Below are 19,424 nucleotides of genomic sequence, written 5' to 3'. Positions count from 1 at the left end.
TTCTCCTACCAGCAGACAAAACCGCCATCGACGATCAGGTCGATGCCGGTGACAAAACTCGCGGCGCGGCTGGCCAGGAACACGGTCGGGCCGACCATCTCTTCCGGGGTCGCCATGCGCCCCATCGGCGTATCGCGCTTGAAGATCTTGATTTGTTCGGCGACCTCTGGCCGCTTGTTCATCGGCGTCAGCGTGTAGCCTGGGCTCACCACATTGACGCGCAGGCCGCGATCGGCCCACTCCATGGCGAGGCTCTTCGACATGTGGATGACGGCAGCCTTCGACGAATTGTAATGCGCCTGGGTCAGGCCGCGATTGACAATCGAACCCGACATCGAGGCGATGTTGACGATCGAGCCCTTGCGCCGCGCCAGCATGGCGCGCGCCTCGGCCTGGCAGGACAGGAACACGCCGCTGACATTGACGTCGTAGATCTTCTGCCATGTCTGCAGCGGCAGCGTTTCGGCCGGTTCGGCTCCGGCGATGCCGGCATTGTTGACGGCAATGGTCAGCGCGCCGAGTTCTCTCTCCGTGCGCGCGACCGCCAACGCCAGGTCTTCCTCCGACGTCACAGTGCCGGTCAGCACCAGCGCCTTGCGGCCAAGTGCTGAAATCTTGTGTGCCGTCTCGTCGAGTCCGCCCTTGGATGTGTGACCGAAACAGACGACATCGGCGCCGGCTTCGGCCAGACCAATTGCGATCGCTTGCCCGATGCCGCTGCCGGCTCCGGTCACCAGCGCCACGTCCCCGTGAAGATCGAATAGTTTCATTCGTCGGTCCCTCTGCTCCAACCACCGGCCGTCTGAAATGAAGGGGCGCCAGTCCTTGCTGGCGCCCCGCGCGGTCGATCCTTGGGAGGATATCACCTGCTGCGCGTTATTCTAGCTCGTGGCGAGTTCCATCACCGCGACATTGCTGGCGTCGCTGCGGTCGAGAATGCCGCGCTGGCGGCCGCGGCTCAGCACCAGCACGCGGTGCGACAGTCCCAGCACTTCCTCGAGGTCGGAGCTCACCACCACCACCGCCATGCCGGAGCGGGCGAGGTTGGCGATCACGTCGTAGATCGCCGCGCGCGCGCCGACATCTATGCCGCGCGTCGGCTCATCGAGGATGAACACCTTTGGTGGCCGCGACACCCATTTGGCGATGATCACCTTCTGCTGGTTGCCGCCGGAAAGTTTGCTCACCGCCTGGTTCGGCTTGCCCTTCACCCCGAGCCGCGAGATGCCGGCCTCGGCGAATTTCTGCACCGCCTTCGGAAACACCCAACCCTTCGGCGCGACATGGTCGAAATTGCCGAACGCCAGGTTCTCGCCGATCGTCTGGTCGAGCACCACGCCTTGCGCCTTGCGGTCTTCCGGCACCAGCACGACGCCAGCCTTGATCGCCGCCGCCGGCCCGCTGAGATGCACCGGTTTACCGGCAACCCGCACCGCGCCCGACGAGATCGGATCGGCGCCGGCGATCGCCCGCACCAGCTCGGTGCGGCCGGCGCCGATCAGCCCGGCTATGCCGAGGATTTCGCCGGCTTTGACCGAGAAGGAGACATTGTTGAAACTCTTCTCCGGCGAGGACAGGTTCTCGACCTCGAGCAGCGTCTCCTCGCGCGGCGGCGACAGATGCGGAAACATCCGCTCGACCGAGCGGCCGACCATCTGCTCGACCACGGTGCGCACAGGGATGTCGGCGCGTTCGTGGCGGGCGACGATGCGTCCGTCGCGCATCACCACAACGCGGTCGGCAATCTGCGCGATCTCGTCGAGACGGTGGCTGATATAGATGAAGGACATGCCTTCGGCTTTCAACTTGCGGATCTGCTGGAACAACAGTTCCGTCTCTTCGCCGCCAAGCGCTGCCGTCGGCTCGTCGAAGATCAGCAGTTCGGCGTTCAGCGTCAGCGCCTTGGCGATCTCGACCTGCTGCTGGGCGGCGATGCGCAGCGTGCGCACCTTGCGTTCCGGCGAGACATCGAGGCCGAGCCGCTTCAACTGTGCCGAGGCCTTGGCGTTCATCTCAGCACGGTCGATGCGGCCGCCGCGCATCGGCAGGCGCCCGACATAGACGTTTTCCGCCACCGACAGGTCCGGCAGCAGCTTCAGTTCCTGGTGGATCATGCCGACGCCGGCGTCGATTGCCGCGGCAGGCGAGGCGGGGGAGTAGGGCTTCCCCCGCCAGATGATGGTGCCGGCATCGGGTCTGATCGAGCCGGCGATGATATTGGACACCGTCGACTTGCCGGCGCCGTTTTCGCCGAGCAGCGCCACGACCTCGCCCGGCCGCACCTCGAAGCTCGCATCGGCCAGGACCTGGACCGGTCCGTAGCTCTTGCAGAGGCCGTTGACGAAGAGTCCGTTATGCGGGCTTTCGCTGTGGCGAGGCTCTGTGGACATCGTGGCGCTCTCTTACGCGGTGCGAGCTGTTACGGGTGCTTGGCGATGAACTGCTCGACATTGTCCTTGGTGGTCAGCGTCGCGTCCTGCAGCTGTTCGGCCGGAATGCTTTCGCCGGCCACCAGCTTGATCGCCGCATCGACAGCGAGCCTGCCCATGCCTTGCGTCTGCTGCGTCGCGGTGACGTCGAACACGCCGTCCTTAAGCGCCTTCAGCGCCGCCACGTCGCCGTCGAAGCCGGCAACCCAGACCTTGTGGCCGGGATTGGCGACCTTGACCGCCTGTGCCGCGCCCAGCGCCAGCGCATCGGCCTGGCCGATGACGATGGAGACATCGGGATGCGACTGCAGCAGGTCTTGCGTCAGCTTGAAACCTTCGTCCTGGTGCCAGCCTTCGCTCCACAATTCGCCGACCACCTTGATGTCGGGATAGGCCTTGAGCGCTTCGCCGCAGCCCTTCGAGCGGTCGACCTCGGGCGTCGTGCCCTTCTGGCCATGGATGATGATCAGCTCGCCCTTGCCGCCGGCCTGCTTGGCAATGTAGTCGCACACGGCCTGCGCCGAGGCGACGCTGTTGGTGGCAATGAAGGTGTCGCCCGGCGCGCCGTCGGCGTTGCGGTCGACATTGATCACCGGGATGCCGGCGGCCTTGGCGGTCTTGGTCGGCACGGTGGCGGCGGTGGCGCCGGCCGGGATGTAGATCAGCGCGTCGATGTTCTGCGTGATCAAATCCTGCACCTGGCTGACCTGCGTTGCCGAATCGCCCTTGGCGTCGACGGTGACGATCTCGATGCCCTTTTCCTTGCCGTAGGCTTCGACCGATTGTTTGATCTGGTTGAAGAAGTCGGCCTGCAGATTGGCGACAGCGAGGCCGAGTTTCTTGGCCTCTTTGGCCGAGGCCATTTCAGTCAGGCCGAGCAGCGGAATGATTGCGGCCGCGGCAAGCAGCAGTGAACGTTTGGTCAGCATGTGTTTCCTCCGTTGATAGTCAAACTGTCCCGCCAGCGCATCGCGCCCCTTGGAACATCCCAGTTTCGGATCGACCGATCCGTCTATCGCCCGGACGCTCCGGGCGAATTCCTCATTGAGCTCGCCGACGCCAGGTGTCGGTCGCGACCGCCAGCGCGATCACCACGCCGATCACCACCTGCTGGATGAAGGGCGAGACACCGAGCAAATTGAGCCCGTTGCGCAGCACGCCGATGATGAGAACGCCGACCGCGGTGCCGCCGATCGAGCCGACGCCGCCCGACAGGCTGGCGCCGCCGATCACCACCGCCGCGATGGTGTCGAGCTCATAGCCGAGGCCGGAACTGGGCTGCACCGAATCCAGCCGCGCCGCCAGCACGATGCCGGCGAGCCCGGCGAGCACACCGCAGATCGCGTAGACCCAGTTGGTCAGCGACTTCACCGGAATGCCGGAGAGCCGCGCCACCTCGGCGCTGCCGCCGATAGCGTAAAGGCTGCGGCCGGTGGCGCGGTAGTTGAGGAAGATGGCGAAGATGATCGCCAGCACCATCATCAGCCCGACGGTGACGGACAGGAAGCCGAAATGGCGGATGATCGACAGGTTGGTGAACCAGTCGGGAAAGCCGACGATCTGCGAGCCGTCGGTGATCATGTTGGCAAGACCGCGCGCCACCGACATCATCGCCAGTGTGGCGATGAAGGGCGGCAGCCGGGTGACGGTCACCAGCAGGCCCGACACCAGTCCGCAAAGGCCGGCGACGACCAGTCCGGCGATGACGCCGGCCGCAAGGCCGAGATTGAGATAGTCGGGGTGGGCGACGAAGCCCATCACCATGGCGGCCAGCGCCAGCACCGAGCCGACCGAGAGATCGATGCCGCCGATCAGGATGACCAGTGTCATGCCGATCGCCATGATGCCGAGCACGGTGATCTGGTCAAGCACATTGAGGATGTTGCGAACGGTGAGGAATGTGTCGGTGGTTAGCGTCAACGCCAGGCAAAGCAGTGCGAGTCCGATCAACGGTCCCATGGTTCCGGCGAACAGCGCCGAAAGCTTTGTACCCGTCGCGCCTTGAGCGCCGGGCACGGCTTTCAACTCGCCAGCTTTCGAGTCGCTTGCATCATTGCTCACGGCCACTTCGTCTCCTCCGTCAGCGAAACGGCGATGGCCTGCCGTCCGCTCTTGTTCACCAGGCACCTCCCTGTGAACAATTTATCTTTGATATGCAATTTTGTTCAGCTAAACTGTTCGTTAGAAAATTGTCAAGTGCCGTCGCGCCATGCAGACGGTTTGCGCCACCTGGGGGTTTGTCCTAGGGAAGGCCAGGGGCGGCGCTCTGCGGAAAAGATTCCGAATCTGCCGTGGGAGGGCAAAAAGATGGCAACCGTCGAAAACGAGAAGGCCTCGCGCTTCCCCGATGCCGAGCTGAAGGCCCGTGCCGCCTGGCATTACTATGTCGAAGGCCTGACGCAGGAGCGGATATCCGAGATCCTCGGCGTCGGCCGCATCAAGGTGCATCGCATCCTCTCCGCCGCCCGCGAGGAGGGCATTGTCCAGTTCCGCATTCGCGACAGTGTCGTCGAATGCGTGCAGCTTGAGGAAAGCCTGAAGCAGCGTTTCGGGCTCAGCCAGGCCGTCGTGGTGCCGTCGGCCGCCGACCGCAGCAACGCGCCGCTAATGATCGGCCACGCCGCTGCCGCCTATCTCGCCGACAACGTCAATGCCGGCGACGTCATTGCTCTGGGCTGGGGCCGCACGCTAAAATTCGCCATCAACGAGTTGCCGAGGCGACCGATTGCCAGAACCACCGTCGTCTCGATGCTCGGCGGCCTCACCCATGCACAGCCGCTCAACCCGACCGAAAGCGCCTGGGAATTCGCCGAGAAGATCGGCGCTGAATGTTTCCTGCTGCCGGTGCCGGTCTATGCCGACAAGCCCGAGCAGCGCGATGCCTTCATGAGCCAGCGCAGTGTCCAGGATGTCGTCTTCCGGGCGCGCCGGGCCAACATCGCTGTGCTCAGCGTCGGCTCGTTCTCCAACGACAGCCCGATCGCCAATTACGGTTTCATCAAGCCGAGCGAGCTCGAGGAATTGCAGGCGGCGGGTGCTGTCGGTGACATCCTCTGTCACTTCATCGACGCCGAGGGCCGCCCGGTCGACCATGAGGTCAACCGCCGCGTCTGCGCCTATCCGCTGCAGGAACTGTCGGACATCCCGAACATCATCCTGGTCTCGGGGGGGCAGGAAAAGGTGGCCATCATGCGCGCCGCGCTGGCCAACACCAAGATCGCGGTGCTGATCACCGACGAGGACGCCGCCAAGGGCCTGCTCAATCGCTGATCCTCGATGCCCGGAACAGTGGCAGCGATTTTCCGTCAGGAACCTGAGAAAAAAGTCTTTTCAGAATTCGCAAGCCTTGGGGCGCTTCTCGTAGGACCAGTCCTTCAAGGGCACCGGTTTGAACTTGCCCTTGATCGGCCGGCCGGCCTCCAGGTCCTTGGCGACGGTGGCCTTGCCGGTGAGATAGTTGATGTCGCAGCCGCCGAGCGTGGTCTCGACGGTCCCGTCGGCTTTCTGCTCGCCCCAGTCCCAGCTGCGGCTGTAGCCGCCGACCAGGAACTTGCCGCGGCGATAAACGACGGTCAGCGTCTCTTCCGTCGATTTGCTGGCGCCGCAGCCGAAGCAGGAGGTGATGACAAGCGATCCCTTGCCTTTCCTTTCGAGCGCAAGAATCCGGTCCTCCGTCAGCGCCTTCTTGACGAGGCTCGGCTTGCGCGAAGGGTCGAGCCTACCGTCACCGGCGGCAAGATAGATCGAGAGGTCCGCTTGCCCGCTGTTGGTATCTTGCGCGAGGACAGCCCGATCCGTACGGCCGTCATTGTCCAGGTCGACGGAGACCTCAAGAGACAGTTCGTCTTGCGCGCGCGCTGCCGTTGGAGCTGTCGCAACAGCGACGATCCAGGGCAGGGCCGCGAGGTGGAACGCTACTTTCATGAGCCCGCTGAGCTTAGCACTGGCCAGACAAGACGCAAATCCGGTAGCTTCAGGCCGGAAGCGACAGGTCGACCTCAAATCGCGCCAAGCCGCGCATGAATATCGCGCGTCGCGTGATAAAGGTCGCGATAGATCGCCCTGCGCGCCCGGTAAGCCGCCAACAGCGCCATGTCCGGATCGACACGTCTGGCGGGCGCCGCCGCCATCGCCTTGGCCGCGTCTTCCGGTGAGGCAAACCAGCCGATCGCCGAAGCCGCCAGCATGGCCGCGCCAAGTGCGGCCGCCTCGTTGACCGGCGACACGAGAAGCGGCCGCTCGAGCACGCTGGCCATGATTTGCATCAGCAGCCCCGAATTGGTGCCGCCGCCGGCGGCAATCATTTCCGCCGGTGTGCCGCCGCTCTCGCCTTCCATCGCCTCACTTGCGATGGCTTGCTCGAAAGCGATGCCTTCCAACGTCGCGCGGAAGAGATGCCTTGGCTCATGGTTGAGCGACAGGCCGACGACAGCGCCTCGCGCCGCGCCATCCCAATAGGGGCTCATCACGCCGGCCCAATAGGGCATGACCAGCAGCCCGTCGCTGCCGGCCGCGATATCGACCGCAAGCTTCTCCAGTTCTGCCGCGGAAGAAGCGCCTGTGGTGCGCACGATCCAGTCGACCAGTTGCATGCCCGAGCGCAGCACGGTCTCCAGCATGAAGCCGGAGCCGGTCGGCGAGACCAGCGTGCGAAACGCGTCCGATGTGGTGACCGTGCCGGAATAGCAGCCGCTGACGACGCCGGAACCGAGCGAGAGATAGCTCTTGCCGGCGCCATAGACACCCATGCCGAGGCCCATCGCCTGGCCGTCGCCGGCGCCGGCGACGATTGGCGTACCGGCCTTCAGGCCAGTCAGCTGCGCAATGCTTTCGGCGAGTCCGCCGCAAATTTCACCGGGACCAATCAGCGCCGGCAACTGCTCGGGCCTGAGTCCCGCAGCCGCGACGAGGTCAGCGTGCCATTCGCCTGTCGCGACATCGAGCAGGCCGAGCGGATCGGCGCTTGCCGTGCTGGTCACGAGACGGCCGGTGAGACGGTGGACGAAGAAGCCGTGAACATCGACGAGGGCCGCAGCCTCGGCCAGCACCTGCGGCTGGTGCTCGGCAAGCCAGGCGATGGCGTACAGCGCCGGCGTTGGGTCGGGCGGCTTGCCGCTCCAGTCGCGGATCGCTTCGCGGCCGAGTTCGGCAGACAGCCGGGCGACCTGCGGCCGGGCGCGCTCGTCCAGCCACAGGATCGCCGGAATGAGCGGCTTGCCGGCCTGATCGATCAGGGTGAAGCTCTCGCGCTGATGGGCGATGGCGATTGCCGCCACGCGCGCGGCGCCGACCTTGTCGGCAACCTGCTGCAACGCACTGATGAGGGCTGCACACCAATGTTCGGCATCCTGTTCGAAATGGCCGGGCTTCGGATTTGAAAGCGGATAGGTTTCGCGCGCCTGGAAAAGCTCGGCGCCATCGCGGGTGAAAGCAATCGCCTTCACGGCCGTCGTCGAGGCGTCGATCCCGATAACGACATCGTCCATCACAGCTATTCCCGAAGGTTCAGGCAGCGTTGGTCACGAACCGTCCGTCCGACTGGTCGAGACGACGGCGGATCTGCGTTATCACCATCGAATCGTCGGGTACACAATTTTCATAGGTGAGGAAGTCGCCTTTTCTGATCGGCTTGACCACCTTGGCGCGTTCGGCAAGCCCGAGCGGCAGCGCACCCTTGGCGCGCGCGTCCTCCCAGGTCATGGCAAAGCCGCGATAGTCGGTCTCGCCGATCATGCCGAGCGATTGCCCGGCGCCGAGATCGCTCTTGGCCACCGCCACCGCCTCGGCCACCGGATGGTCGAGCGGCTCCATGTCGGCGCGCCTGTAGACCACGGCGCGCGCCGCCGACAGCGGCACTTCCAGGCTGGTCAAATGATAGGGCCGGAAGATCGTGAAATAGGGGCCTTTGCCGACCTTGAGGTCGATCATCCGCTCCATCACGCGCGGATGCCTGGTCTCGATGACGCAGAACACGCCGGGCGCCACGCCCTTGCCGATTGAATAGTCGACGACACCCTTGCGGTGCAGCACGCCGCCATCCTCGCGCGGGCAAAGCACGCTGGCCAGCTCCTCCAGCGTTGCCGTCGGGCCGTGCATGCCCGGCACGTCGGGCACCAGCCCCGTGGCGTTGGCGATCGCCACCATCTCGATCGCCGTCTTGGAGCCGTCGACGAACTCGACCAGCATGCGCGCATTCATGTTGCGCTCGGCTGCTTCCTTGGCGTAGTCGGCCGGCATGGCGTCGAACTTCAGCGGGTTGTTCTTGCCCTTGCCGGCGGCGATGATGTTGAAGCCGAGGCTGCGGGCAAAGCCGATGATCTCCAGCGTGCAGGCGGGCTCATCGCCGGCAGCACCCGTGTAGACGACGCCGGCCTTGCGGGCTTCTTCCTTGAGGAAGCGGCCGATGGTAATGTCGGCCTCGACGTTGAGCATGACGATATGCTTGCCGTTCTTCATCACTTCGAGCGCAAACAGCGTGCCGATGTTGGGATTGCCGGTGGCGTCGATGATGACGTCGATACGGCCGGCCGCGGCCAGCGCATGCAAATCTTCGGTGACAGCGATCTTGCCGGCCTCGATGGCGCGGTCGATGGCCGACGCATTGGCCGCCTGGACGATGTCGGAGCGATCATGGCCGGCAAGCAGGGCGGCATCGATCGCCGCCTGTGGCCGAACCTCGGAAATGGCACCGATCCGCATGCCCGGCATCAACGCCACCTGGACGACGATGTCGGTGCCCATCTGACCGGCGCCGGCGAGACCGATGGTGATTGGCCCTTGGGCTTCAGCGCGCTGCAGAAGTTCCGCTGCAAATTGCGGATGGGCCATATCGCTTCCTCCAGTCATGACGCGCCGCAGCGTCAAATCATCATTTTGAACATTCCTATTTCCATTTGAAAAATATTTCAACCGAGAAAAGGGTTGAGGCGGGAGGATTTCAAGTTGGAGGCGAAGCGATAGTTGTGATGAGAGCCTGCTGATGCTGGTGGGACAGCGCCCCCCTTTGTCCTGCCGGACGTTCGTCGGAGCCATCTGCTTTTTACCCGCTCGTCCCGCGCGCTTGTCACAGCTGCGGGCTTCTCTTGTTGTATCCGTCTCTGTGTGATCACTCCTCGTTGTTTTGACGCAATTGCGAGCGGAAAACCGCCTAGTTCAACGGCAGCCGGCGATAGGTGCCGGGCTTTTCCGGGTCGTGGTATTTGTTGCACGGCCCGTCTTCCACGAAGTCGCGATGGCAGGCGGCAAGCCTGTCCTGAGACAGCGTGACGCCGAGGCCGTGGCCCTCCGGCACCGGCACGACATTGTTCCTGGGCGAAAACGGCCCTTCCTCGATAATGTCCATCGACTGCATGCGAAACAGCGACTGGTTGGGCTCGCGGATCCAGCCGAGTGCGGCGCAGAGATGCAGGTAGCAGGCGCTGCCGACGCCGGTGTCGCCGCTGTAGCACCAGTAGTCGATGCCGGCATGCTCGCAGGCGCCGACGAAGCGCTGCATGCGGCCAATGCCGCCATGCGCCGTCGGGTTGCCGACAAAGGCGTCCGGCACCTTCAACTCCATGGCGCGGGCAATGTCGATGTTGTGGGTCGAGAACGGGATGGAGCAATGACGGCGCAATTCGCGCATCTCTTCGATGCTCGCCACCGGATCCTCCCAGTTGCGCACGCCAAGCTCTTCCAGCGGCCGCGCCAGGTGTCTGGCGGTGGCCAGCGAATAGGCCTGGTTGGAATCGATGCGGATCATCACCTCGTCGCCGAGCTTCTTGCGGATCAGTTCGACCATCTTCAGCGAGATTTTCGGATCGGCGGTCGAGAATTTGCCTTCGAAGAAGGTGGTGCCGAAGCGCTCGTTGAGTTCGACGCAATAGTCGGCGACTTCCTCCGGCGTCTTCTCACCTTTCACATCAGCGCCATCACCGCGCAGCGAAAAATAGTCGGTGAAGGGGATGTCCTTGCGCACGGCGCCGCCGAGCAGTTGGTAGAGCGGCTGCTTCCACGCCTTGCCGCGCAGGTCCCACAGCGCCACCTCGATGGCGCCGAAGGCCATGATGCGGGTGCGGTCGTTGATCGATTGCACGCCGCTCCAGAAGGGCAGACAGACTTCCTCGGCCCCGGCAATATCGAAGGCGTTGCGGCCGACAAGTCGTGGCGCCAGCACATCGTTGATGACGGCCGCGGCGGCCGGCGTCGGCGCCTCGCCGATACCGACCAGCCCATCCTCGGTCTCGACCTCGACGATGGTCGGCGAGAAACCGTCGAGTTCGCCGAACACCCAGACATAAGGGGCTTCGAGCCGGTAATTGATCGGCGTCGCCTTGACGCGCTTGATCTTCATCTCAGCCGATCTCGAAGAATGGTTTGCCAAGCAGGCTCGGGTCGACATCGATGCCGAGGCCGGGTCCGTCGGGAATGCCCATATGACTGCCGGTGACTGGCGGGGCGTTTTTTGCTGTGCGCACCGTCACCCATTCGTGGAAGGCAATGGCGTGCAGCCGCCGTTCTTCCGGCGTCGACAGCGACAGATGTGCCATCGCCGCGGTATCGATCTCGGCGCCGCCCGTATCCTCGACGGTGATCATGAAGCCCAGATCGACGGCGACGTCGCGGATCTGCCGGGTCCTGGTCACGCCGCCCAGCCGCGAGATCTTCAGCGTCAGCCCGTCGGCCGCGCCCAGGCGGTGAATATCCAGCATAGCCTCGAGCGAAATGACGCTCTCGTCGAGCACCATCGGCTTGTCGAGCATGCGGCGCACCGACATGTTCTCCTCGATCGTCGTGCAGGGCTGCTCGAATGTGTAGTCGATGCCGCGCGTGGCATCGGCGAACTGCCGTGCCTGGTAGGGCGTCCAGCCGGCATTGGCGTCGCAGAAAATGACCGTGCCTTTCGGCACGGCAGAAGCGACGGCCGTCACGCGCTCGATGTCGTCATGCACGTTACCGCCGACCTTGACCTGCAGGCGGCGACAGCCCTCGGCGATGATCCTCTTGGCCAGTGCCGCCATCTGATCGAGCGTGCCGTGGGTGACGACGCGGTAGGTCTCCGCCATGTCGCTCTCGCGGCCGCCGAGCATGGTCACCAGCGACACATCGGCGGCGCGGGCGGCCAGGTCCCAGCAGGCCATATCGAGCGCCGACTTGATGTAGGGATGGCCCTTGAACACCGTGTCCATCAGCCGGCCGATGCTGGCCAAGCCACGCGGATCCTGGCCGATCAGATGCGGCGCGATCTCGACCACGCCGGCGCGGGTGCCGGCCGGAAAGGCGGCCGAATAGAAATTGCCAAGCGGCGCCATCTCGCCCCAGCCGGTCACGCCGCTGTCGGAGGTGATGGCGACGATCACCGCGTCGAAGCAGTCGGCGACGCGCCCCTTGGACATGCGGTAAGGCCCGTCCACGAAGGGCTGCACGACTCGATAGGCCTTGATGGTTTTGATCTGCACGTTTGTCTGTCCGTTGTCCCTTGGTGGCGAGGAGGGGTCAGGCGCCCTTCGATATCCGCTGTTCGAGGCCGCGCGCATAGGCAAGCAGCTCTTCGAAATCGAGGTCGATGTGCTCACGGGCATGGCGCTGTGCGGCGCGCATGTCGGCGCCCTTTAACAGCCGCACATAGGTCTCGTGGACATCTTCCGCCGGCACCGGCTCGTTGCGGGCGCGCTGGTGCAGGGCAAAGTACATTTGCAGCCGGCTGGTCAGCCGCTGCCAGGTTTCCAGCAGCACCGAATTGTCGGCCCATTCATAAATCAGCCCGTGCAATTGCAGCGCGGTTTCGATCTGGCGCGTGGTGTCGAGCGCCCGCGTCGCCTGCTTCACCGCCTCGTGGCGGCTGTCGAGCTCGTCGAAGAAGCGCTGGTCGCGCAGCTTCCAGGTGCGTTCGATGGCGAATTCATCGAGCACCTTGTTCAACGAATAGGCGTCATCGATGTCCTTGGCGGTGACATCGATCACAAACGTGCCGGCATAGGGAATGCTGGTGAGAATGCCTTCCTGCACCAACTCGCGCATCGCCTCGCGCAGCGGCGCGCGGCTGACCCGCATCTGTTCGGCGATCCTCAATTCGTTGAGCTTTTGGCCGGGTTCGAGCTGGCCGGTCAGGATCGCGCGCCTGAGCAGCGCGACGATCTCGGCCCGACGTGTCGTATCCGCGATCGGACTGAAATCCAGCTTGGCCATGTCGCCACTCCAGTGAGAGCCGGGAACAAGACAAGCAGATTGTCGACAATCCGACAAGAGGCCTTTTCCGGATTCTTGTAGCGGGTGGCGTGTCAGCCTTTCGGCCTCATGCTGCGCGGCCGTAGAAGCCGACCCGCTCTTCTGGGCTGAACATCACACCCGGCTTCTCATAATAGGAAAACACCGCGATCATCCGCTCGCGCTCGCCCTGGACCGTGGTGACGCGATGTGCGGTGTTCTTGCCGCGGAAGACGTTCAGCGTGCCCGGCTTCAGTCGCAGGATTTTTGCCTCGGAGTCGCGCCCTTCGAGCAGTTTTGCGACGCCGTCATAGTTGGGATTGTCGTCCGACCGCAGATCGGTGCGGTACTCGAAATCGCCGCCGCGTTCAGGTGCCTGCAGCAAAAGCGTGGTGGTGAATTCCGAACGGTCGAAATGCCAGTTCAGCGCCTCGCCGGCGCGGTAGGCCATGACATTGGTGCGCGCCAGCGGGTCCTGCATGACATGCAGCTTGCTCTTGCCCATCGCCGCCGCCAGGAAGCGCAGCAGCGGTTCGTACTCATAGATGGCAAGCACCGTGCTGCCGGGGATCTGGTCGGCGCAGACCGTGTGGCTGATGGTCTCGACCTTGCGCAGCGCCGGATGATCCGGAGCGAGTTCGGGAAGGTCCGGCTTGAAGTAGATGTTGTGCATGCGCTTGTGCACATGCGAGCGCTCCGCCATCACCGGCTGTATCTCGCCGACCGCTTTTTCGGCGACGCCGGAGCGCAGAAACCCTTCGAGATTGAACATGCCGTCGGCTTCCAGCGCCGCGACAGAGGTGTCCACCAGCCGCCTCCATTCGGGGCTGCCTTCACGGTCGAGCGGGTAGCGGTCGAGATCGAGAATGTCTTTCATCGTCAAATGCTCCGGTTTCGAAAGCAGAAGACGACAAAAAAATCTTTCTCTCAACGCGGAAAATACTTAGGCTTGCGCAAGAAAATATTGAGGAAGCGAAATGGAGAAGCTCCCGCCCTTGAACGCCGTGCGAGCTTTCGAGGTTGCCGCGCGGGCCGGCTCCTTCACGCTTGCCGCCACCGAACTTGGCGTCTCCTCGGCTGCGGTCAGCCAGCAGATCCGCAACCTCGAGAACTGGTTCGGCAAGCAGCTTTTCGTGCGCAACGGCAACCGCATCACGCTGACCGATGCCGGCCACGCCATCTACCCGCAGACGGCCCGCGCCCTGGGCGACATCGCGGCGGTCGGCCGGCGCATGCTGGAAGGCGGCGTGCGGCCGCGTCTGGTCGTCAGCGTGCCGTACTCGCTGGCCGAATTGTGGCTGGCGCCGCGACTGGCGGAGCTGCTCTACGGCTTCCCGCAAATGGCGATCGATATCCGCGTCGAGGACGATCCGGTCGATGTCGTGCGCCAGAACATCGACCTGCGCATCTCCTATGGCGACTATCACTATCCGGCGCTGCGGATGGTGCGGCTGGTGCATGATGAGGTGCTGCCGGTCGCGTCGCCCGAATTTCTCAAGCGCCACGGCAACGGAGTTGTCGAACTCGCGGATGCGCATGAAAGCCAGTTCATTCATACCAACTGGGGCCCGAACTATGCCTCGCATCCAAGCTGGGCCGACTGGTTCGCGGCGGCGGGCGGCAATCGCGCTCCCGACCCTTCGCATGGCCGCCGCGTCGGCCTCTCCAGCCTGGCGATATCGGCGGCGAGGCTGGGGCTGGGGATAGCGCTTGGCCAGAGGACAATGGCTGATGCCGATCTCGAAGCCGGCCGCCTGATAGCGCTCTCCTCGGTTTCCGTCCGGCTCGGGCAACCCTATTGCGCCTTCATGCTGCCGGCGAAAGCCGAGCGCGCCGACATTGCCGGCCTCGTCGCGCTGCTCGGAGTAATTCCAGGAAAAGCGCACGGCGCTCCATAAAAAACGGCGCCCTCGGCGTGGGTGCCGAGGGCGCCACAGAACCGGGGCCGATGGGGGTTATCAGCTGGCCGGTTTTTCCTGAGGCAATGGCGAGATCGGCATTCCTGGTCCGATCTTCTGCAGATTGCCCGTTATCACCTGGTCGCCTTCGGCAACGCCGGTCAGCACGGCCACCAGATCGCCGCTGTTCGCGCCAAGCGTGACGATGCGCTGGTCGACCGTGTTGCCCTTGCCGACGACATAGACATATTTGCCGAGCTGGCTCGAACCCAGCGCCACCTGCGGCACCATCAGTGCATCGGGCAGCTGCCTGATGTGCAGCCGCACGCGGACATACTGGCCCGGCAGCAGCGAGAACTTCGCATTGCCGATGGTGGCGCGCGCCGTGATCGTGCCGGTCGAGTGGTCGACCGTGTTGTCGATGAAGGTGAGTTCGCCTTTCTGGCTGGCCTTGGTCTCGCCGGGCAGCAGCACCTCGACCTCGATCGGGCCGGCCGCGCGGGCCTGCTCGATTTCGGCCAGGTCCGTCTCGCTCGGATTGAAGGTGACGTAGATCGGGTCGAGCTGCACCAGCGTGTTCAGCACCGTGCCGGCAACGCTGACCAGCGTGCCGACGGAAGCCTGGTTGCGGCCGACGCGGCCGGCGAACGGGGCGTGGATTTCGGCATAGCTCAAATTGAGCTCGGCGGTCCGCACCGCCGCCTGGTTGACGGCAAGCGACGCCTCGGCCTGGCGCAACGTGCTGGTGCGCTGGTCGAACCCGTCCTTGGCCAGATAACCGCTCTTGGCGAGTTCGGAACCGCGGCCGAGATTGGAGCGCGCATAGTCGAGGCTCGCCTGGTCGCGCTGCACTGCGGCCTTGGCCTGGTCGAGAGCCGCCTGGAAGTCGTCTGGCGAGATCTTGTAGAGCAGGTCGCCCTGGCGCACATCGGCGCCGTCTTCAGCCGTCTGCTCCTCGAGATAGCCGGGCACGCGGGCCTGCAGCGTGACGCTGTGGATCGCCTCGATGCGGGCGGCGTAGTCGAGATAGATCGGGATGGTCTTTTTGACCACGCTCGCCACCGGCACCGGCATGACGAATGCCGCCGGCGCCGGCGTCGCTGCCGCCGTGCCGGCATTGAGGCTGAGATTGGCCATGTCGAGGAAGTGAACGCTTGCCACCGAGATCGCCCCCAGGGCGACGGCCGTTCCCAATGCTATTTTCCATTTACGCATTTTGGTCTCCAATTCTATTCGGCCGCTTCGGCCAGTCGCACGAGCGCTGGGTCGGCAGTCGGTTCATTGTTGTCCTGGTCACTGTGGTCCTGGTCATGTGCGGCGGGTTCGCTGCGCTCGCGGCCTTCGCGCAGCCGTTCGATGACTGCGTAGAAGACCGGCACGAACACCAGCGACAGGATGGTCGCGGCGACCATGCCGCCGAAGACGGTGGTGCCGATCGACTGCCGGCTTGCTGCACCCGCACCCGTCGCAAACATCAGCGGCAGCACGCCGAGGATGAAGGCGAAGGCCGTCATCAGGATCGGCCGCAGCCTGAGCCGCGCGGCTTCCATCGCCGCGTCGACGATGCTCAGGCCTTCCTCACGCCGCCGCCTTGCGAACTCGACGATCAGGATCGCGTTCTTGGCCGCCAGGCCAATCAGCATGACGAAGCCGATCTGCGAGTAGACGTCGATCTGCATGCCGCGCAGGAACAGGGCTGCGAAGGCGCCGAACAGGGCCAGTGGCACCGCCAGCAGCACCATGAACGGCATCGCCCAGCTCTCATACTGCATCGCCAGGATCAGGAAGACGAAGACGATGGCGAGGCCGAACACGACCGACGCGATCGATCCCGCCTTGAGCTCCTGGAAGGTGATGCCGGTCCATTCGAAACCGAAATCCCTGGGCAGCGCGGTGGCAGCGGCCCGCTCCATCGCGGCGACCGCCTGGCCCGACGAGAAGCCGGGGGCTGCGCCGCCATTGATCGTGGCCGAGGCGTTGTTGTTGTAGTGCGGCACGGTTTCCGGGCCGACGAACGGCACCAGCTTGCCCAGTGTCGAGAGCGGCACCATGCCACCGGATGCATTGCGCACATAGAGCCGCGAAATGTCGGCCGCACCCGCACGCGCATCCTTGTCGGCCTGGATGGTCACCCGGAAGGTGCGGCCGAACAGGTTGAAGTCGTTGACGTAGAGCGAGCCGAGATAGATCTGCAGCGTGTTGAAGACGTCGGGCAGGTTGAGGCCGAGTAGTTTGGCCTTGCTGCGGTCGAGGTCGTAGTTGAACTGCGGCGTCGAGGTCGAGAACGGCGAGAACAGCTGTTGCGGATTGATTTCCGGCTGCTTGCGCGCCTCGGCGATCACGGCTTGCGTCGCATCGTTGAGGGCCATGCTGCCACGGCCGGTAAGGTCTTCGACGACGAATTCGAAGCCGCCCGTGGTGCCGATACCCGGGATCGAAGGCGGATCGAAAGACAGCGCGAAGGCTTCCGGAATCTGCATCAGCTTGCCGCGCACGTCGGCGACCAGCTTCGACGCACTCTGGTCGGGGCCGCGCTCTTCCCATGGCTTCAGGATGGCGAACTCGACCGCCGAGTTCGACTGCGCTGCACTGGTGAGGAAGTTCAGGCCGCTGATCGAGCCGACAATGTCGACGCCAGGCGTCGCTTGCAATATGTCGCGCGCCTTTTGCGCCACCGCGTCGGTGCGCTCCAGCGAAGCGCCGTCGGGCAGCTGGATGACGACGAAGAAGTAGCCCTGGTCCTCGACCGGAAGGAAGGTCGAAGGCAGCTTCTGCCAGACGAAGTAGGTGGCGACCAGTCCGGCCGCGAACAGGCCGAGCATGATCCAGCGCAGCCGGATGAGGATGCGCACGCCGTGGGCGTAGAGATGCGAGAGCTTGTCGAAGCCCGTATTGAACCAGCGGAACGGCGCGAACTGCGTCTCGCCGCGATGGCGCAGGAAGGCGGCACTCAGCGCCGGGCTGAGCGTCAGCGAGTTGAAGGCCGAGATGCCGACGGAAATCGCCACCGTCAGCGCGAACTGGTTGTAGAGCTTGCCGGAGACGCCGGGAATGAAGGCCACCGGAACAAAGACCGCCATCAGCACCGCCGTGGTGGCGATGATCGGTCCGGTGACTTCGGCCATCGCGGCCTTCGTCGCCGCCAGCGGTTTGAGGCCCGCCTCCAATTGTCGTTCGACGTTTTCCACCACCACGATGGCGTCGTCGACGACCAGGCCGATGGCCAGCACCATGCCGAGCAGAGAGAGCATGTTGAGCGAGAAGCCCATCATCTCCATGACGACCATCGTCGCCACCAGCGACACCGGAATGGCGATGGTCGGGATGATCGTCGTGCGCCAGCTTTGCAGGAAGATGAAGACAACGGCCACGACAAGCACCAGGGCTTCGCCGAGCGTGATCAGCACGTCATGCATCGAGGCCGACACGAAGCGCGTCGTGTCGTAATGCATGGCGTAGGAGACGCCCTTGGGGAAACGCGCCGACAGCTCCTGCATCTTGTCCTTGACGCGCTGTTGCAGATCGAGCGCGTTGGAACCCGGCATCTGGTAGACGGCGAGCACCACGGTCGGGTCTTTGCCGAAGAAGGCCGACGACGAATATTGCAACGCACCGAGCTCGATGCGGGCGACGTCGCGCAGCCGCACCAGCGAACCGGTGTCCGTGTTGGCGCGCACGACGATGTCGCCGAATTCCTTCGGGTCGCTCAGGCGGCCGACGGCGTTGACCTGCATTTCGAAGGCGGTGCCGGCGGGCGCCGGCGACTGGCCGATCTTGCCGGCTGCCACCTGGACGTTCTGTTCCGAAATGGCATTCTGGACGTCGACTGCGGTGATGCCGAGATTGGCGAGTTTGTCGGGGTCGAGCCAGACGCGCATCGAATAGCGCCGTTCGCCGAAGATCTGCACATCGCCGACGCCGGGCAGGCGCTTCAGCGGGTCGACCACCTGCAAATAGGCAAGGTTGCTCAGCGCCACCGGGTCGACCGAACTGTCGGGCGAGGTCAGGTTGACGATGAGGACGAAATTCGGATTCTGCTTCTTGATCGTCACACCACCCTGGTTGACGATCGCCGGCAGCGACGAGGCGGCTTGCGAGACGCGGTTCTGCACGTCGACGGCCGCGGTGCTCAGCGGATAGCCGACATCGAAGGTGATGGTGATGGTCGAGGAGCCGTCATTGGAGCTCGACGACGACATGTAGGTCATGCCTTCGACGCCGTTGATCTGCTGCTCCAGCGGCGTCGTCACCGTATCGGCGACCACTTGCGCGCTGGCGCCCGGATAATGGGCGCTGACCACCACCTGCGGCGGCGTGATGTCGGGAAACTGCGAGACCGGCAAAAGGAAATAACAAATCGTCCCGGCGAGCACCATGATGATGGCGATCGCCGAGGCGAAGATCGGACGATGGATGAAAAAGTTTACCACGACACGCAAGCCTCTTTAAAAGAATGGGCCTCTTTAAATGAATGGGCAGACCGGGACAGCCGCCGACTGCGCGCCGAACCCGGGGCCTGCAAAAAATACGAAGACGGCGCCGCACCGCTGAGGCCCTGCTCATCGGCCACTGTCCTCAGCATCGCCTCGAAGGCGCGCGGGTTGACGCGGTCGGCCTTCATCACCAGCCGGATCATCGGATCCCGGATGGCTTCATCGATGGTCAAATCCTTGCGCTGCGACATTGGAGCGTCTCCATTCCAGCGATTCGCATCGGATGATCGCGAACCGGTTTTCATCTCTTCACCGGCCGGAGCCGCATGAACCGCAATTTTCACCCTTTGTGATCTGGCAGGACCAGTTCACGGCCTTGTTATTGACGGAAGGCTACATAGGTGTTACCAGTAAGTAACATTCTGATAGTTACAGACCGGTAACACCCTAGTCAAGAGGTGGGCCGAAAATTTAGGGAG

The 19,424-nt window shown here is 64.0% G+C and carries 16 protein-coding genes; 2 read left to right on the top strand and 14 right to left on the bottom strand.

Going from position 1 to position 19,424, the window contains the following annotated elements:
• Window positions 1-5 precede the first annotated feature (5 nt).
• The 4 genes from AC1D1N_RS17025 to AC1D1N_RS17010 all read right to left on the bottom strand — a co-directional run bounded on the left by AC1D1N_RS17025 (window position 6) and on the right by AC1D1N_RS17010 (window position 4,454).
• The gene (locus AC1D1N_RS17025) at window positions 6-791 is read right to left on the bottom strand and encodes an SDR family oxidoreductase (protein ID WP_477349849.1); all 786 of its coding nucleotides are present in this window, start codon (window positions 789-791) and stop codon (window positions 6-8) included.
• Window positions 792-881: 90 nt separating this feature from the next.
• Window positions 882-2,390, bottom strand: a complete 1,509-nt coding sequence (locus AC1D1N_RS17020) for a sugar ABC transporter ATP-binding protein (RefSeq protein WP_477349847.1) — start codon at window positions 2,388-2,390, stop codon at window positions 882-884.
• A gap of 29 nt (window positions 2,391-2,419) precedes the next feature.
• Complete coding sequence (locus AC1D1N_RS17015; protein WP_436258788.1) at window positions 2,420-3,358, bottom strand: sugar ABC transporter substrate-binding protein; 939 nt, start codon at window positions 3,356-3,358, stop codon at window positions 2,420-2,422.
• Between the two features lie 112 nt (window positions 3,359-3,470).
• Window positions 3,471-4,454, bottom strand: coding sequence for an ABC transporter permease (locus AC1D1N_RS17010; RefSeq protein ID WP_477350100.1), 984 nt, complete (start codon window positions 4,452-4,454; stop codon window positions 3,471-3,473).
• Window positions 4,455-4,736: 282 nt separating this feature from the next.
• Here AC1D1N_RS17010 and AC1D1N_RS17005 point away from each other — a divergent pair, with 282 nt between their 5' ends.
• Window positions 4,737-5,699, top strand: a complete 963-nt coding sequence (locus AC1D1N_RS17005) for a sugar-binding transcriptional regulator (protein ID WP_477349845.1) — start codon at window positions 4,737-4,739, stop codon at window positions 5,697-5,699.
• A gap of 60 nt (window positions 5,700-5,759) precedes the next feature.
• Here AC1D1N_RS17005 and AC1D1N_RS17000 read toward each other — a convergent pair whose 3' ends face one another.
• The 7 genes from AC1D1N_RS17000 to AC1D1N_RS16970 all read right to left on the bottom strand — a co-directional run bounded on the left by AC1D1N_RS17000 (window position 5,760) and on the right by AC1D1N_RS16970 (window position 13,491).
• Window positions 5,760-6,353, bottom strand: a complete 594-nt coding sequence (locus tag AC1D1N_RS17000; RefSeq protein WP_477349843.1) for a hypothetical protein — start codon at window positions 6,351-6,353, stop codon at window positions 5,760-5,762.
• Between the two features lie 74 nt (window positions 6,354-6,427).
• Window positions 6,428-7,915, bottom strand: a complete 1,488-nt coding sequence (locus AC1D1N_RS16995; RefSeq protein ID WP_477349841.1) for a xylulokinase — start codon at window positions 7,913-7,915, stop codon at window positions 6,428-6,430.
• A gap of 19 nt (window positions 7,916-7,934) precedes the next feature.
• Window positions 7,935-9,257, bottom strand: a complete 1,323-nt coding sequence (locus tag AC1D1N_RS16990) for an NAD(P)H-dependent oxidoreductase (protein ID WP_477349839.1) — start codon at window positions 9,255-9,257, stop codon at window positions 7,935-7,937.
• Window positions 9,258-9,576: 319 nt separating this feature from the next.
• Window positions 9,577-10,761: a mandelate racemase/muconate lactonizing enzyme family protein gene (locus AC1D1N_RS16985; RefSeq protein WP_477349837.1), complete on the bottom strand. Its 1,185-nt coding sequence runs from the start codon at window positions 10,759-10,761 to the stop codon at window positions 9,577-9,579.
• 1 nt (window position 10,762) lies between these two features.
• Window positions 10,763-11,866 carry a mandelate racemase/muconate lactonizing enzyme family protein gene (locus AC1D1N_RS16980; protein WP_477349835.1) on the bottom strand — a complete coding sequence of 368 codons (1,104 nt, stop codon included), beginning with the start codon at window positions 11,864-11,866 and terminating at the stop codon, window positions 10,763-10,765.
• Between the two features lie 37 nt (window positions 11,867-11,903).
• Window positions 11,904-12,596 (bottom strand): GntR family transcriptional regulator, encoded by a 693-nt coding sequence (locus tag AC1D1N_RS16975; protein WP_477349833.1) that lies wholly within the window; start codon window positions 12,594-12,596, stop codon window positions 11,904-11,906.
• Window positions 12,597-12,702: 106 nt separating this feature from the next.
• On the bottom strand, window positions 12,703-13,491 hold the full coding sequence (locus AC1D1N_RS16970) for a HalD/BesD family halogenase (protein WP_477349831.1): 789 nt from the start codon (window positions 13,489-13,491) through the stop codon (window positions 12,703-12,705).
• A 100-nt stretch (window positions 13,492-13,591) separates the two neighbouring features.
• Here AC1D1N_RS16970 and AC1D1N_RS16965 point away from each other — a divergent pair, with 100 nt between their 5' ends.
• Entirely contained in the window at window positions 13,592-14,512 is a 921-nt protein-coding gene (locus tag AC1D1N_RS16965) for a LysR substrate-binding domain-containing protein (RefSeq protein ID WP_477349829.1), read from the top strand.
• Between the two features lie 60 nt (window positions 14,513-14,572).
• Here AC1D1N_RS16965 and AC1D1N_RS16960 read toward each other — a convergent pair whose 3' ends face one another.
• Genes AC1D1N_RS16960 through AC1D1N_RS16950 form a run of 3 tightly spaced genes read right to left on the bottom strand, consistent with a single transcriptional unit; the run spans window position 14,573 to window position 19,196 of the window.
• Complete coding sequence (locus AC1D1N_RS16960; protein ID WP_477349827.1) at window positions 14,573-15,727, bottom strand: efflux RND transporter periplasmic adaptor subunit; 1,155 nt, start codon at window positions 15,725-15,727, stop codon at window positions 14,573-14,575.
• Between the two features lie 14 nt (window positions 15,728-15,741).
• Window positions 15,742-18,942, bottom strand: a complete 3,201-nt coding sequence (locus AC1D1N_RS16955) for an efflux RND transporter permease subunit (protein WP_477349825.1) — start codon at window positions 18,940-18,942, stop codon at window positions 15,742-15,744.
• The gene (locus tag AC1D1N_RS16950) at window positions 18,936-19,196 is read right to left on the bottom strand and encodes a hypothetical protein (protein ID WP_477349823.1); all 261 of its coding nucleotides are present in this window, start codon (window positions 19,194-19,196) and stop codon (window positions 18,936-18,938) included. The genes AC1D1N_RS16955 and AC1D1N_RS16950 overlap by 7 nt, the downstream gene beginning before the upstream one ends.
• Window positions 19,197-19,424 lie beyond the last annotated feature (228 nt).

It is taken from the genome of Mesorhizobium sp. P2_B5 (assembly GCF_056404775.1).
Note: the sequence above shows the minus strand (reverse complement) of the source record. Positions and strands in the feature narration are given on the sequence as shown.